The sequence below is a fragment of the Streptomyces sp. NPDC047049 genome (assembly GCF_040643995.1).
Lineage (GTDB): Bacteria > Actinomycetota > Actinomycetes > Streptomycetales > Streptomycetaceae > Streptomyces > Streptomyces mooreae.
Genome location: NZ_JBEYVM010000020.1, coordinates 72,687 through 87,625 on the forward strand (window position 1 = coordinate 72,687; position 14,939 = coordinate 87,625).

The window sequence follows — 14,939 nt, forward strand, 5'->3', positions numbered from 1 at the left end:
CCCGGGAGGCTGGTGCCTGATGTGCCGTCATCTTGCTTATCTGGGGCCCGAAATCCCCATCGGACAGGTGGTTCTGGCCCCGCCGCACAGCCTGTACCGGCAGTCGTGGGAACCGCGCCGGCAGCGGTACGGGACGGTCAACGCCGACGGGTTCGGCGTCGGCTGGTACGCGCCGGGCGATCCGGTGCCCGCCCGTTACCGGCGGGCCGGGCCGATCTGGGGCGACGATCTGCTGCCCGACCTGGGGCGGGTGGTGCGCACCGGCGCGCTGCTGGCCGCGGTGCGCGATGCCACCGTGGCCGGTGCGGACGCCGAGGCCGCGGCCGCGCCGTACGCCGAGGGACGCTATCTGTTCAGCCACAACGGCGCGGTGTCCGGCTGGCCGGACCGGCTCGCCCCGCTGGCGGCCGAGCTGCCGCCGGGAGAGCTGCTGCGGCTGCCGGCCCGCTGCGACGCGGCGTTCCTGTGGGCGCTGGTCCGCCACCGGCTGGCGCGCGGCGACGAGCTCGGCGAGGCACTGGCCGGCACGGTGGCGGCGGTCGCCGCGGCCGCACCCGCCTCCCGGCTCAATCTGCTGCTGACCGACGGCACCGCCATCGCCGCCACCACCTGGGGCGACACGCTGTGCCACCTGGCCGTTCCCCAGGGCGGCACGGTGGTCGCCTCCGAACCGTACGACGATGCCCCCCACTGGACCGAGGTCCCGGACCGCACCCTGCTGCGCGCCACCGGAACCGAGGTCCACCTCACCCCGCTCAAGGAGCCCGCCACGTGAGCCCGCTCAGCATCACCCGCACCCTGCCTGCCGACGCCACCGCGGCCGCACTGCGCGCCGACGTCGCCCAGGGCCTGTCCCGTACCCCCAAACAGCTGCCGCCCAAGTGGTTCTACGACGCCCGCGGGAGCGAGCTGTTCGAGGACATCACCAAGCTGCCCGACTACTACCCGACCCGCGCCGAGCGGGAGATCCTGCTCACCCGTGCCGACCACATCGCCGCGGCCACCCGGGCCCGCACCCTGATCGAGCTGGGGTCGGGCTCCTCCGACAAGACCCGCCATCTCCTGGGCGCGCTGACCGAACTGCACTCCTATGTGCCCATCGACGTCAGCGAATCCGCGCTGGCCGTGGCGGGTGAGACGCTGCTCGCCGAGCATCCCGGCCTCAGCGTGCACGCGCTGGTCGCCGACTTCCAGCAGGGCATCGAACTCCCCGGCACCCCCGGCCCGCGGCTGCTCGCCTTCCTCGGCGGCACCATCGGCAACCTGCTCCCCGAGGAGCGCGCCGCGTTCCTGCAGTCCGTGCACGCCATGCTCTCCCCGGGCGATGCGCTGCTGCTCGGCACCGACCTGGTCAAGGACGAGGCCACGCTCGTGGCCGCTTACGACGACCCGCAGGGCGTGACGGCCGCGTTCAACAAGAACGTCCTGGAGGTCATCAACCGTGAACTGGGCGGCGACTTCGACCCGGCGGACTTCGACCATGTCGCCCTGTGGAACGACGAGCGCGAGTGGATCGAGATGCGCCTGCGGGCCCGCAAGGACCTGACCGTCAAGATTCCCGGAGTGGACCTGGCGGTGAGCTTCACCGCGGGCGAGGACCTGCGGACCGAGGTCTCGGCCAAGTTCCGCCAGGACGGCGTGCGGGCCGAACTCGCGTCGGCCGGACTGGAGTTGAGCAACTGGTGGACGGACAGCACGGACCGCTTCGCGCTGTCGCTGTCCTTCCGCGTCTGATTTCCGCCCCTTCCCGGCCGGCGTGCCCCTCGGGCCCGCCGGCCGGGTGCCGCTCGTACGCTCCCTGTGGTTCGATGCCCCGATCGCCGGTGCGCGCCGGGGCTGCCGCTGCGCACCACGCAGACTCGACGGACAGGGGAAGCGGCATGGGGCTGGGACTGGATCGACGGGGATTCCTCCGGGGCGCGGCCGGGCTGTCGGCCGCCGGGGTGCTGGCGGGTGTCGGCAGCGCGCAGTACACGGCGCAGGCCGCCCAGCCCCGGGCCCCCCGGCTGTCCGTACAGGACTGGATGTCGGCGCTCGGCGACGCCACCCCCGTCCAGCGGCTCACCCTCCCCGGCACCCATGACTCGGGCGCCCGGGTGGGCGGCCCCTGGGTCGCCTGCCAGAACACCCCCGTCGACGCCCAGCTGAGCAGCGGTATCCGCTTCCTGGACGTCCGCTGCCGCGCCATCGACAACGTCTTCGCCATCCATCACGGCGCCTTCTACCAGGAGTTGATGTTCGGTGATGTGCTCAACGCCTGCCGGGCGTTCCTGCGGGCGCATCCCTCCGAGACGGTGCTGATGCGGGTCAAGCAGGAGTACTCGGAGGTCAGCGCCGAGGAGTTCCGCCGGATCTTCGGCAGCTACCTGGACGACAAGGGCTACCGGTCGCTGTTCCGGCTGGACGCCGGGCTGCCGACGCTGGGCCAGGCCCGCGGCCGGGTCGTCCTGCTGGCGGACTCCGACGGGCTGGGCGGCGTCCGTTACGGCGATCCGCAGCTGTTCGACATCCAGGACGACTACATGGCGGAGCCGTTCGGGAAGTACCCGAAGATCGAGGCCCAGTTCCGCAAGGCGGTCACCCAGCCCGGCAAGCTCTTCGTCAATTACGTCAGCACCGCCGCGCTGCTTCCGCCCCGCTCCACCGCGGACCGGCTCAACCCGCAGGTAAAGCGGCTGCTGGAGGGCCCGGAAGGGAGCGGCTGGACGGGCCTGGGGATCGTCCCGATGGACTTCCCGAACGAGACCGGCCTGGCCGAGACGCTGATCCGGCACCAGCTCGCGGGGCAGGGGGTACGGCTCGCGGCGTGAGCGGGGGCCGTGGGGTGTACGGCGCTCCGGCACGCGCGCGTCCGCCACGTGCCCGTCCGCCATGCACCCTCCGCCACGCACCCGTCCGGCCCGCGCCTCGGCCCGCCGCGGAGGGCCGGGGCCGGCACCCCCGCGGGTCACCCGACCGGCCCAGCGGACCGCGCCCCGGCGGCGCGGCCGTCCCGCTCGCCGCGACCTGGCGGCCGGGCGCCTCGTGCGGCGGGTGCGCCGGGATTTCCGGTGCGGCCTTTTGTTCGTGATCTTCGTCGCCTGAGCGGAATGTTGCGCCAAGTGACCGAACCACGGCACGCATCCTTGCATCAGACTGGGTGAAATGTCTGGTTCCGGTGTCACCCCAGCATCCGACGGGGTAATGCCGGCTGATGCGGCGAGGCGGCGGCTGGTGGAGACGAGCGCACGCGGGACCGAGCCGGCGGACCACGCCGGCGGGGCGGACCGGAACGCCGGGGCACCGGCGGCCGAGGACTGCCTCGGTCCCGGCGGCCCGGCCTGCACCGGCCGCGGCCGGCCCGGCGTTCCGCTGCGGGCGACCCTGGCGCTCGGGGTGCTGACCGTGGTCGTGGGCAGCACCGCACTGGCCCTGGGACCCCCGTCCCGCGATCCGTTCCTCGCCGCCGGGGACAGCGCCACCGGTTCCTATCTCGCGACCCGGGCCGACGGCGAGCAGGCCGCCGCCGCGGTGCTCGCCGGCCCCTACGAGGAGCGGCCGGGGCCGCCGGTGACGGCACGGTACGGCGGTGGGACGGCGGCCCCCCTGACGCGGGTCCCGCTGACGGCGTCCCGGCCCCTGCGGGCGGCCCCGGCGGCGCCCGCACCGGCGATCGGTGCGCTCTTCTCCCCTGACGACGACGGCGCCCCGGTCCACCACTGCACGGCCAGCGTGGTGCACGCCCCCGGCGGTGACCTCATCGTCACCGCGGCGCACTGTGTGCACGACGACGGCTTCCGCACCCGGCTGGTGTTCGCGCCCGGCCTGCACGACGGGATCGCGCCGTACGGCCTGTGGGTTCCCACCCGGATCCATGTCGATCCGCGCTGGATCAGCGACCGGGACCCCGACCACGATGTGGCGTTCCTGCGGGTGCGCCGGGCGGGGCGGCCCGGCGGCCGGATCGAGGACGTCACCGGCGCCGAACGGATCCGGTTCGGCGCGCCGGCCGGACGCCCGGCGCAGCTGACCGGTTACCCCGAGGACCAGGACACCCCGGTCAGCTGCCGGCACACGGCGGACGCCCAGGGCCCGACCCAACTCCGGTTCGTCTGCCCGGGTTTCCCGAACGGGACGAGCGGCGGGCCGATGCTCACCGACCTCGACCCGGCCACCGGCACCGGGTCGCTGATCGGCGTGATAGGCGGTCTCCACGAGGGCGGCGACGACCTCGTCTCGTACAGCAGCCGGTTCGGCGCGGAGGTGGCCGCGCTCTACCGGCGGGCGACGACGGAACCGGACCCGCGGGCCGCCCAGCCCGGCACCCGGGCCGCCGCGTCGGGTGTCATGCCCCGCGCGGCACCACGGTCTTGAGGACGGACGGCAGCGGGTACCAGTCGGCGGTGGCGAAGCTGGCGTGCGCCGCGGCGAGTTGCCGGACCCGGGCCAGCGCCTGCGCCTCGGTCGGGTGGGTCCCGTCGATGACCGGCGGCACGTTGTGCGCGTCGGTCATGATGAGCAGGTAGTTGCGGGTGTCGTACCACGAGGTGTCGATACTGCCGTTCAGATACGTCGCGGCGTCGCCGTCGAAGACCACGAACCAGGGACGCAGCGACGGGTCGGTGTAGCGCTCGCGAGGGTCGCCGGGAGCGGCCCCGTGCACCGCCGGGAACGCCGTCGACCGCGCCAGCTTTCCCTGCGCCGCGAGGCTCTTGAGGTGGCCGGCGTACTCGACATCCGTCCACAGCTTGTCGAACGGGTTCTTCTCCTCGACCGTGCCGGGTATCAGCTCGAACAGGAACTTGCCCGCCAGGCCGGCCCGGGAGGGCCAGCCGCCGGCCCGCACGGCTTCGTCGGCGGTGGCGTGCCGGCCGGTGAGGTCCCCGGGGCCGTAGACCGCATCGCCCAGCTTCTGCCGTACCAGTGCGTCGAACTCGGCGGGCCCACGGCCGCCCTTGGCGTTGAAGCCGTCCTTCATCTCGACCTTGAGCAGGATCGGGCGGTGGCCGGGGTGGGCGTCGTGCCAGGCCTTCATATCGGCCAGGCAGCCGGCGAAGTCCTGGTCGCGGTTCTTGGTGCGCAACTCCGAGGCGTTCGCGGCCCCTTCGCAGTTGCTGTTGTTCCCGAGCGGGTTGCTGTGCGAGACGCGCCAGGACCGGCCCAGCCCGTTGGACCAGAGGTCGAGTTCGAGCAGTGCGGCTCCGGAGTCCAGGGCGTCCGCGAAGTAGTGGTACTTCTCCTTGTCATAAGCGTTGTGGACACCCACGGACGTGCTGGTGCCGTATGTCGTGGTGGGCGGCTCGGCGCCCGCGGGCCCGCTCACCGCGATCACTGCCGCCGCCGCGGCGGCGACCGTCCCCACACACCGCTTTCCGTTCATGTGCCCCGCTTTCCTCCAGGTCTTCGGCCGCCGGCACTGCTCCCGGACACGCCCCTTCGGCCGGTGCCTCCCCCGGCCGACCGGGGAGCAGCGTACGGGAGTTCGGCAGATGAGGGACCATAAGGGCCGCGACAGACAAGGAAACAGCAGATGACAGGAACCGCCGTGGAGGGCGCATGACCGACAGACACCCCACCGAACTCGCACCGCGTACCACAGTGCCGCTCGCCGCGGCCGTTCTCACCGGGACGGTCGCGCTCTACATCTCACTCGTCGCCTTCGGCAACATCACCGACTTCGGCACCAACCGGGACTTCGTCCGCCATGTGCTGGCCATGGACACGACGTTCAAGGACCCGGACCTGATGTGGCGGGCCGTCAGCTCACAGGCGCTGCAGGACGCCGCGTACGTGGCGATCATCGCCTGGGAGGCGGTGGCCGCCGCGGTGCTGCTCGCGGCCACCGCGCTGTGGGTCGTCGGCGCCCGGCGCGGCAGCATCGCCCGTGCCCGGCGGCTGAGCACGGTCGGGCTCTTGATGATGGTGCTGCTGTTCGGGGTGGGCTTCCTCGCGATAGGCGGCGAGTGGTTCTCGATGTGGCAGTCCAAGCAGTGGAACGGGCTGGAGGCCGCGACCCGTAACCTCACGGTCGCCGGGATCGCGCTGGTGGTGGTCCATCTGCCGGCTGCGGCCGGGAAACAGGAAAGCGGGGAGTAGCCGGCACCCGGCCCACCGCTCCCCGCCACTCTCCCTCTCCCCCATCTCTGCCGGCGGGCCGGATGATCCGGCCCGCCGGCAGAGGGGCACCGGGCCTCAGCCGGCCGCGTACACGTCCTCGATGTAGCGGCCGGAGGCGGTCAGTTCGCGCAGCCAGGCCTCGGACTCCTGCGGCGAGGCGCCGGTGTTCGCGCCGTGCAGTTCACGGAAGGCGGCCCGTACCCCGGGGGCCATCCGGCTGCCGTCCCCGCAGACGTACACCCGCGCGCCGGCCCGCAGCAGCTCCCACACCTCGGCCCCCTCGGCGGCGATCCGGTGCTGGACGAAGCGGTGGCCGTTCTCGGGGCGTTCGCTGAAGACGGGCCGCATCGAGATGACACCGGCGGCCTCGGCGGCGGCGAACTCCGCGGCGTGCAGGAAGTCCGCTGCCGGGTCGTCGCAGCCGAAGTAGAGCCGGGCGGGCGAGCGCCGGCCCGCGGCGAGGCGGTCGGCGACGGCACCGCGGAACGGCGCGAGACCGGTACCCGCCGCGATGAGGATGACGGGGGTGTCCTCGTCCGCGTCGAGGCGGAAGGCCTCACGGCAGGGCTGGACGCGGGCCAGGACGGTGTCACCGGGCCGCAGGGAGTGCAGATGGGTCGAGCCGGTGCCGCCGGGCAGCAGCGAGACCATCAGATCGGCGTGCCGGGGGTCGGTGGCGGGTGAGGACGACAGGGAGTAGTGCCGGATGCGCAGGGCCGGCAGCAGCTCCAGGAGCGTCGGCCAGGGCAGCGCGCCGCGCAGCGCCGGGTGGGCCTCGATCAGGTCGATCAGGGTGCGCGGATCGTCCTCGGCGACGTTCTCCAGGGCCTGGCGCTCGGGCGGGCAGGGGTTGAGCGCGGCGAGTACGGCAACCTGCTCCGGGGTGGGCCGCATGCCCAGCTCAAGGTGGTGGGTCAGCAGTTCACGCACCGTCAGGGGCCGGTCGACGGGCAGCGTGTCGCGGCTCGGACGGCGCCCTGAGTGCAGCGCGAGGACGGTGTCCGGGTCCACGCCGAGCGCCTGGGCGGCCCGCTCGGCGGCGGCCGGGGCGTTGGCCGGCAGCACGGCGAGGTGGTCGGCGGTGCGGTAGCCGACACCGTCCGGCAGGGCGATGCGCAGGAAGCGCTTGGGCCGCGGCCAGCCCTCGGCGGTGAGGTCGTGGGCCTCGGTGACGGTCATCGGGACGAGGCCGTGACGGGCGGCGAGCGCGTCCAGCGGACCGCCGGTGATCTCGGTGACGGTGTAGCCGGTGTCCTCGGCGTCCGGTGCGCTCGCGCCGATGCTCGCCGGGTCGCCGTAGCGCGTCAGCAATCGGGTGCGCAGCGCGGCGGTGAACTCCTTGACGGTGCCGCCCAGGTCGCCGGAGGCGTCGGCCTCGGCCCGCGGCAGCAGCCGGTCGCCGCCGAGTGCGTCGAGCCGGTCGTCGATGAGGGTCGGTATGTGCTGGTAGGTGGCGGCCCAGTTGCGGTCGCCGACGCCGAGGACGGCGAACGGGAGGCCGGTGGCGGCGCCGTCCTGCGCGGTGTTCAGCCAGCTCACGAAGGCGGCGGCGTCGTCGGTGGGCCGGCCGTTGTAGGAGGCGGCGACGATGACGAGGGGCCGGTCGGCGGGCAGCGCACCGGCGTACGCGTCCAGCGGCGCCACATCGGCGTCGAAGCCGAGCCCGGTGGCCTCGTCGGCGAGCCGTTCGGCGAACTCCCGGCAGGTGCCGTAGTTGCTGCCGTGCAACAGCAGCAGGCCGGTGCCCTGCACGGCGCGGGTGGGCAGCCCGTCGTCGGTCGCGGGGGCGTCCGCTGCGCCGGCGCCGCCGCCGGGGAGCACGGCCGGCGCGGCGCGGACCGCGGCCCGGTCGGCGGGCGTACGGGCGGCCAGGGTGAGGGTGAACCCGTCCGGTTTGAGGGTCAGCGTCTCCTTGATGCGCAGCCGGTAGTCGCCGTGGTCGATCAGGCGGTAGCGGTGGGCGAGGAGGGCGAGCAGCATGGTCGCCTCGTGGAGCGCGAACTGCCGCCCGATGCAGGCGCGTTCACCGGTCCCGAACGGCTTGTAGGCGTGCGGCGAGCGGGCCGCCTCGGCCTCCGGGCTGAAGCGGGACGGGTCGAACAGCTCGGGGTTGTCGCCCCAGGCGGGATCGCGGTGCAGCATCGGCGTCAGCACCGTGACCAGCTCCCCCGCCTGCACCGGGTAGCGGCCGCCGAGCAGGGTGTCCTCGCGCGCCTGCCGGGTGAAGGCGGCGGCGGTGGGCCACAGCCGCAGCGCCTCGTTGAGGACCTGACGGGTGAACGGCAGCCGGCCGATGTCCTCGAACGAGGGGTCGGGGTCGCTCCGGTCACCCCACAGCTCGTCGGCCTCGCGCTGGACCATGCGCAGCGCGAGCGGGTCCTTGAGCAGGTGATAGAGGGCGAAGGAGAGCGCGCCCGAGGTGGTCTCGTGGCCGGCGATCAGGAAGGTGATGACCTGGTTGCGGATGTTGGCGAGGTCGAGGGACGGCCCGCGGCCCTCCTGGCCCCCGGCGCCGAGCATCAGACCGAGCAGATCGTCGTCGCCGGTCTGTCCGCTCTCCGTCCTGGCCGCGATGACCTCGTCGACGACCGACGCGAGGTAGTCGGCGTCGGCCTGGAACGCCGCGTCCGCGGCGGAGTGGTCCTCATCCGGGTCCCGGGAGAACTTCGTCATGCTCCATTCGAGACAGCGCACCATCGCCTCGACGAACGGATGCGCGCTGTCACCGCGGGAGAACGACTCGAAGTCGAAGCCGAAACCGGCGAGCCCGATGGTGTCCAGCGTCATCCGGGTCATGTCCTCGGCGACCTGGACGGGCGTGCCGTCGGCCACCCGCCGGTCCCAGGACGCCATCACCCGGCGGGCGACCTTGAGCATCGCCGGGTGGTAGGTGCGCATCGAGCCGAGCGCGAAGGCCGGCATCAGGACCTCGTGCGCCTTGGCCCAGTTCGGCTCGTCGTTGTAGGCGGTGAACAGACCGTCACCGGCGAACTCTCGGACGTTCTCCAGGACGACCGACACGCCCTTGGCGAAGCGTGACTCGTCGGCGACCTCGGTGACCAGGTCCAGCGAGGACAGGAACAGCGTCTCGCGCTCGCCGAACTTGCGCTTGAAGACCGGGCCGTGGAGCCGGGCGAGGTCCATGGACTGCTGGATGGGCGTGTGGGTGAGCCCGGTCGCCGTGAGGTCGGCCACCGGAATGCCGTCATCGGCGGCACGTGCGTCGCTGTGGAGCGCGATGGTGTCGGTCATGTCTCCAAGCGTGCAGGCACCCAGGTGCAGGTCACGCCCGGACAACTGCATGATTGTGCAGTGGTTTTTCGGTGCTCGCTCTTGCGCACGGACCTGAGAAGGGGCAATGGACAACGGGACTGCCGACGGAACGCCGGACGCGGACGCGGACGCAGCCGCGGTCGAAGGGGACAAGGCGCCCTGTGAGCGCGGAGACGTCGATCCTGCCGGGCCGTACGCGGGCGGCCCGTGGCGCAACTACTTCCTGATCCTGCTGGACCGCATCCCCACGCCGATCGCGGTGTGCCGGGCGCACGGCGAGGTGCTGATCGCCAATCCGGCGATGGCCGAGCAGTGGGGCGCGGCCCCGGGCGCGCTGCGTGGCCGCAACCTGCTGGACCTTTTCCAGCCGCGCGCGATGGCCCAGGTCGACCGGCTCACCGAGGCCCTGCGCCTGGGACGCCGTTCCCGCTATCCGGTCGAGGTGCGCTGGCGCGCCGGGACGGACGGGGCCGAGCGGGAAGGGGAACTGACCATCGACCCGGTGGGTGACCCCTCGGTGAACCCGCCCGCCCTGCTGGCGCTGCTGCGCGTGCGGGAGAGCGCCCCGCAGCCGGCACCGCGCGGTGCGGCGAGCCCGGTGGAAGCCCGGATCCTGGCGCTGGCCGCGGGCGGCGCGACCACGGCGTCGATCGGTACGGCACTGGGGCTGACGGTCGACGGGGTGAACTACCACCTCACCCGGCTGGCCCGCCGCTGGCGGGTGCAGGGCCGTACCGCGCTGGTCGCCAGGGCGTATGTGCTGGGCGTGCTCTCCCCGGACAGCTGGCCGCCGGCCCCCGCCTGACCGGGCCGCAGCCTGCCCGGGCCCGGCAGCGCGCGGCCGGCGGGCCCGTGCGGACTGCGGCCCGGCACCCCGTCGGCACACCCGTTCGGATAGCCTCCCTGGTGTGGAGGAGAACGCACCCGCGCCGTTCGAGCGCGGAACGGACGGCCCGAAGGTCATCGTCGTCGGCATCGACGGCTCCGACTCGTCGTGGCGTGCCGCCTCGTACGCGGCGGGCCTGGCCAGGCGCCAGTCCTCGAAGCTGGTGCTGGTCTACGTCCAGCCGGTACTGCCGGCCGGAGCCGCGATGGGCGCCCCGGTCACGGAGGCGACCGACCAGGTGGCCGAGGAGCTGATGGCCGAGATCCGCCAGGCGACCGAGCGGCTGGCGGGGGTGTACAGCCTGCGCTGGGAGTTCCACACCCTGCGCGCCGACCCGTACAACGGCATGGTGCAGATGGCCGACGAGCTCAAGGCCGACGCCGTGGTGGTCGGCGCCTCGGAGCAGGCCGGGCACCGCATCATGGGCTCGGTCGCGGTGCGCCTGGTCAAGGCCGGGCGCTGGCCGGTCACCGTCGTTCCCTGAGCCGCGCGCCCCACGGACCGCCCCGGTGCTCCGCTGGTGGGCCGGGCCGCCCTGAGGCACGGTGGACAGTGCACGGGCGGAGCGCCGCCCCGGCCAGGGAGACCACCGTGACCGACCGCACGTATCGCGTGACCGAGATCGTCGGTACGTCCCAGCAGAGCGTGGACGCCGCGATCGAGAATGGCATCAAGCGCGCCTCGCAGACCCTGCGCAACCTCGACTGGTTCGAGATCAGCCAGGTCCGCGGGCATATCGTCGACGGCGCCATCGACCATTACCAAGTCGGCCTGAAGGTCGGATTCCGGCTTGAGGACGCCGATTGACGCCCCTCCCGTGTACGTCTCCCGGCGAGTCCCGGCACTACTAGGGAGTCGCCTTCCTTAGTGGCCCCCAAGGGGCCATGATGATCCGCCGTCGGACCACGACGGAGCGTACGGAGGGATGACGTATGGGGCTGCGTGCGGGACAGGGCATTTTGCGCCGTAAACCGATCGAACACATTGAAGAGGCGGAAGGCACCGCGAGCGAACAGCTCACCCGGGCGCTCGGCCTGTGGCAGCTGACGGCCATCGGCGTCGGCGGCATCATCGGCGCGGGAATCTTCACGCTGGCCGGCACCGTCGCGAACGGGAAGGCGGGCCCCGCGGTCCTGATCTCCTTCCTCATCGCGGGCATCGCGAGTGCCGCCGCCGCGTTCTCCTACGCGGAATTCGCCGGGCTGATCCCGAAGGCGGGCTCGGCCTACACCTACGGCTACGCGGTCCTCGGCGAGGTGGCGGGCTGGTTCATCGGCTGGGACCTGCTGCTGGAGTACACCGCGATCGTGGCGGTGGTCGCGATCGGCATCTCCGGCTACTTCGGCTTCCTGCTCGGCGAAATGGGCCTCGACCTGCCCGCCTGGATGCTGGGCGCGCCGGGAACGGGGCCGGGGCACCAGGTGGACCTCTTCGCCGCGGTGCTCTGCCTCCTGATCGCCTATCTGCTGACCCTGGGCATCAAGAACGCCGCACGCTTCGAGACGATCGTGGTGGCCCTGAAGGTCCTGGTGGTCATCGTGGTGATCGTGGTCGGCTTCTTCCACATCGAGACCTCGAACTACACGCCGTTCTTCCCGTTCGGCGTGAGCGGCGCCTTCACCGGCGCGGCCACCGTCTTCTTCGCGGTCTTCGGCTACGACGCGATGAGCACCGCGGCCGAGGAGTCCAAGGACGCCCAGCGCCATATGCCCAAGGCGATCATCTATTCGCTGGCCATCTCGATGGTGCTGTACGTCCTGGCCTGCCTGGTTCTGACGGGGATGCAGAACTACAAGCACATCGACCCGGAGAGCGGCTTCTCCTCGGCGTTCAAGTCGGTGGGCCTGAGCGGTCTGGCGGATGTCATCGCGGTCGGCGCGATCATCGGCATTCTGACCGTCATGTTCACCTTCATGCTCGGCGTGACCCGGGTGTGGTTCTCGATGAGCCGGGACGGCCTGCTGCCGAAGTGGTTCGCCAAGACCAGCCCCAAGCACCATGTGCCGACCCGGGTGACCTGGATCGTCGGCATCGCCTCCGCGGTCATCGCGGGCTTCCTCCCGATCGGGGAGGCCGCCGAGCTGACCAACATCGGCATCCTGCTGGCGTTCGTGGTGGTCTGCGTCGCGGTGATCGTGCTCCGCTACAAGCGTCCCGAGCTCCCACGGACGTTCCGTACGCCGGGGATGCCGGTGGTGCCGGCCATCGGGGTGTGCTTCTCGATCTGGCTGATCACGTTCCTGGAATGGCAGACCTGGGTGCGGTTCGTGGTCTGGTTCCTGGTCGGCATGGTCATCTACTTCACCTACTCCTACCGCCGCTCGAACCTGGCACGGGCGGAGCGGGCGAGCGCCGGCGGCAAACGGCTGTGAGCCGCGGCGGAGGACGGCGCCGCGGCTGACGGACGGGCGGGGCCGGCGGACGCGGCCCCGCCCGTCCGCGGCATCAGAAGACGAACGGCCCCGGGGACTGCGGCGACGTGGCCTTGCAGGTGGCCGTGATGCCGAAGACCACGACCTTCAGGGACGTGGCCGCCAGCTTGTCGCCCGCGGCGACCGTGCCGCGGAGCGGACCGGTGGAGACCTGACCGCCGGCCGGGATGGCCGGGTTGGAGCTGCCGGTGAACGTCGTGCTCCCGGAGCCGTTCTTGCTGAGGGTGAGCGTGGAGGCGACCGAGTTCGCGCCCACGGGTATCGGTGAGGTGATCGCCGACGTGGCGAGGCTGATGGTCGCGGCCGTGCCGTTCTGGGTCGCGGTGAGCGTCGCCTTACCGGAGCCGAACCCACCACAGTCGAACGAGAGGGTCGCGGTGCCGGGGGTCACCGCGGCGGCGGCCGGAGCCATCGCCAGTGTGCCCGCCGCGGCGAGGGCGACGCCGAGCGCCGTACCGAGTCTGAGCGTGCCTGATCCGAGGTGTCTCATGGGGGAGTACCGCCTTCTTGAGGGGGTGCAGGCCCATGGCCCCGGCCGTCGGGGGGACGCGCGGGAACGGCCGGCAGCCACGCGGGAGCCCGCGGTCGGACCCCCGTGCCGACCACCGTCCAGATCTGACGGCTGGTCAGCGACCTGAATCGCTGCCCATTGAGACATGCACCCCTGAAGAGAGCAAGGCAGCCCCCTCATGATTTTTGACGTGCCTACACCAAATCGAGCCATGGTCCGGTGCCGCTTCCCCGGCTGGTGCTGACAGTTGAGGGCCGCACTCCCGCGCCGGGGTGCGGCCCTCGGATCGGGCGCCTACGACAGCCGGCCGCCATACGGCACGGTGATCAGTTCCATGGCATGCCCGGCCGGGTCCATGAAGTACACGCCACAGCCGCCGTCATGGTGGTTGATCTCTCCGGGATGCCGCCGTTGCGGGTCGGCGTAGTGCTCGATGCCGCGCTGCGTGATCCGCGCGTAAGCCGCATCGAACTCCTCCTGGGAGACCAGGAAGGCGTAGTGCTGCGGCGTGATGCTTTCTGCGGGAATCGTCGCGAAGTCCAGCGTGACCCCGTTGCTCAGGCCGACGGCGATGAACGGGCCCCACTCCGCGGTAAAGATCTCAAGGTCCAGCAGGTCCACGAAGAACTCGGCGGACTCCCGGTTGTTCCGGGCGTGGATGATCGTGTGGTTCAGCTCAACTGGCAAGGAATGCCTCCAGGGGCATCTCCCGGACACCTCCATGCCTCACCCAGCCGGTGACCGGCACGCGATGTCGCTGCGCATCCTAGCCGTTGCCCGAGTTCCGCACTCATCGCCTTCCTGCGGCCTTGTCGCACTCATGCGGCCTTGCCTCAGCGCTGGGCACGGGTCACGACCCGTCAGACGCATCCAGAAGTGTGACGAGTTCACCCAGCACCCGGGCCGCCGGCGCCGCGTCGATCAGCCACTTCAGATGACTGCTGTCGAGCGTGCGGACGTCGTACGGGTTGTCCGGCGTCAGCTCGTTGCCCTCGCGGATCAGCCGGTCCTGCAGCGCGGGCGGCAGACTCACATCACGGGCCAGGCGGACATAGGTCTTGGGTATCCGGCCCCAGGTCGCGGCCTGCGCCCGGTCGTCAGAGGTGCCGGCGTCCAGGTTCTCGTCAGGCTGGAAGGTGTTCAGGAAGGCCAGGAACTCCTCGTCCGTGCCGTCGGCGAGGAAGGCCGCCTTGAGCGCCGCGAGGACGTCCGTGTCCGCTGTACGGAAGTTGGTGCGGAGCAGGCCGAGTTCGGCCGGGTTCCCGACCATCGCCGGGGCCAGGGAAGCGACGTCGACCGTGGCCATCTCCGGCTCGGTGTAGTAGTCGCCGACGTCGAGCCGGACCGGGCACCAGGCCGAGACGTAGACGATGCGGTCGATCAGTTCCGGCCGGGCATTGGCCGCGGCCGTGGCCGTCATACCGCCGCGACTGTGCGAGACCAGGATCACGGGGCCGTTCCGCTTGGCCCGTTCCAGGATCCCGATCAGGTACGCGGCGTTGTCGGCAAGCGTCACGCCCTTGATCGAGCCGGGCTCGGCGGCGAGCCCTGCGAGATCCTGCGGTGCCTGATAGGCATGCGGGTAGGACGCCCCGAATCCGTGGCCGGGCAGGTCGACGGCGACCGAACGGTGCCCGAGGAGGCCGAGTTCGGCCTGGAGCGGCGCGAAGGAGAAGGAGTTCGCGAAAGCTCCGTGGACCAGCACGAACGTCGGTTGCATCTGTCTGTTCACCACTACTGC

Annotated in this window: 14 protein-coding genes; 9 read left to right on the plus strand and 5 right to left on the minus strand. The window is 71.9% G+C overall.

Translation table 11 applies throughout. From position 1 onward, the window contains the following. Positions 1-19: 19 nt before the first annotated feature. From egtC to ABZ851_RS31075, 4 genes are all read left to right on the plus strand, one after another. Positions 20-775, plus strand: coding sequence for an ergothioneine biosynthesis protein EgtC (egtC, locus tag ABZ851_RS31060; protein WP_361134595.1), 756 nt, complete (start codon positions 20-22; stop codon positions 773-775). Further along, positions 772-1,734 (plus strand): L-histidine N(alpha)-methyltransferase, encoded by a 963-nt coding sequence (gene egtD, locus ABZ851_RS31065; RefSeq protein ID WP_361134597.1) that lies wholly within the window; start codon positions 772-774, stop codon positions 1,732-1,734. Before egtC ends, egtD begins: the two co-directional genes overlap by 4 nt. A 146-nt stretch (positions 1,735-1,880) precedes the next feature. Further along, on the plus strand, positions 1,881-2,810 hold the full coding sequence (locus ABZ851_RS31070) for a phosphatidylinositol-specific phospholipase C (protein WP_361134600.1): 930 nt from the start codon (positions 1,881-1,883) through the stop codon (positions 2,808-2,810). A 403-nt stretch (positions 2,811-3,213) separates the two neighbouring features. Beyond that, the gene (locus tag ABZ851_RS31075) at positions 3,214-4,353 is read left to right on the plus strand and encodes a serine protease (RefSeq protein WP_361134603.1); all 1,140 of its coding nucleotides are present in this window, start codon (positions 3,214-3,216) and stop codon (positions 4,351-4,353) included. On the opposite strand, the gene ABZ851_RS31080 is transcribed toward ABZ851_RS31075, so the two are convergent. Further along, positions 4,325-5,359: a phosphatidylinositol-specific phospholipase C domain-containing protein gene (locus ABZ851_RS31080; RefSeq protein WP_361134606.1), complete on the minus strand. Its 1,035-nt coding sequence runs from the start codon at positions 5,357-5,359 to the stop codon at positions 4,325-4,327. The two genes, ABZ851_RS31075 and ABZ851_RS31080, sit on opposite strands and share 29 nt — an antisense overlap. A gap of 176 nt (positions 5,360-5,535) precedes the next feature. On the opposite strand from ABZ851_RS31080, the gene ABZ851_RS31085 reads away from it, so the two are divergent. Continuing rightward, a complete protein-coding gene (locus ABZ851_RS31085; RefSeq protein WP_361134609.1) occupies positions 5,536-6,075 on the plus strand; it encodes a DUF2165 domain-containing protein in 540 nt (179 codons plus the stop codon). Positions 6,076-6,171: 96 nt separating this feature from the next. On the opposite strand, the gene ABZ851_RS31090 is transcribed toward ABZ851_RS31085, so the two are convergent. Next, positions 6,172-9,348 (minus strand): cytochrome P450, encoded by a 3,177-nt coding sequence (locus tag ABZ851_RS31090; RefSeq protein ID WP_361134612.1) that lies wholly within the window; start codon positions 9,346-9,348, stop codon positions 6,172-6,174. 106 nt (positions 9,349-9,454) lie between these two features. Between ABZ851_RS31090 and ABZ851_RS31095 the strand changes: the two genes are divergently transcribed. The 4 genes from ABZ851_RS31095 (at position 9,455) to ABZ851_RS31110 (ending at position 12,627) form a co-directional block, all read left to right on the plus strand. Further along, positions 9,455-10,174 (plus strand): PAS domain-containing protein, encoded by a 720-nt coding sequence (locus tag ABZ851_RS31095; RefSeq protein WP_361134615.1) that lies wholly within the window; start codon positions 9,455-9,457, stop codon positions 10,172-10,174. 103 nt (positions 10,175-10,277) lie between these two features. After that, positions 10,278-10,739 carry a universal stress protein gene (locus tag ABZ851_RS31100; RefSeq protein WP_336049580.1) on the plus strand — a complete coding sequence of 154 codons (462 nt, stop codon included), beginning with the start codon at positions 10,278-10,280 and terminating at the stop codon, positions 10,737-10,739. Between the two features lie 107 nt (positions 10,740-10,846). Then, positions 10,847-11,062 carry a dodecin gene (locus ABZ851_RS31105; protein WP_311626337.1) on the plus strand — a complete coding sequence of 72 codons (216 nt, stop codon included), beginning with the start codon at positions 10,847-10,849 and terminating at the stop codon, positions 11,060-11,062. A gap of 125 nt (positions 11,063-11,187) precedes the next feature. Beyond that, positions 11,188-12,627, plus strand: coding sequence for an amino acid permease (locus ABZ851_RS31110; protein ID WP_361134619.1), 1,440 nt, complete (start codon positions 11,188-11,190; stop codon positions 12,625-12,627). A gap of 73 nt (positions 12,628-12,700) precedes the next feature. On the opposite strand, the gene ABZ851_RS31115 is transcribed toward ABZ851_RS31110, so the two are convergent. The 3 genes from ABZ851_RS31115 to ABZ851_RS31125 form a co-directional block, all read right to left on the minus strand. Next, positions 12,701-13,177, minus strand: a complete 477-nt coding sequence (locus ABZ851_RS31115) for a hypothetical protein (protein WP_336049582.1) — start codon at positions 13,175-13,177, stop codon at positions 12,701-12,703. A gap of 315 nt (positions 13,178-13,492) precedes the next feature. Further along, the gene (locus tag ABZ851_RS31120) at positions 13,493-13,885 is read right to left on the minus strand and encodes a VOC family protein (RefSeq protein WP_361134622.1); all 393 of its coding nucleotides are present in this window, start codon (positions 13,883-13,885) and stop codon (positions 13,493-13,495) included. A 163-nt stretch (positions 13,886-14,048) separates the two neighbouring features. After that, positions 14,049-14,918, minus strand: coding sequence for an alpha/beta hydrolase (locus ABZ851_RS31125; RefSeq protein ID WP_361134763.1), 870 nt, complete (start codon positions 14,916-14,918; stop codon positions 14,049-14,051). Positions 14,919-14,939: the final 21 nt, after the last annotated feature.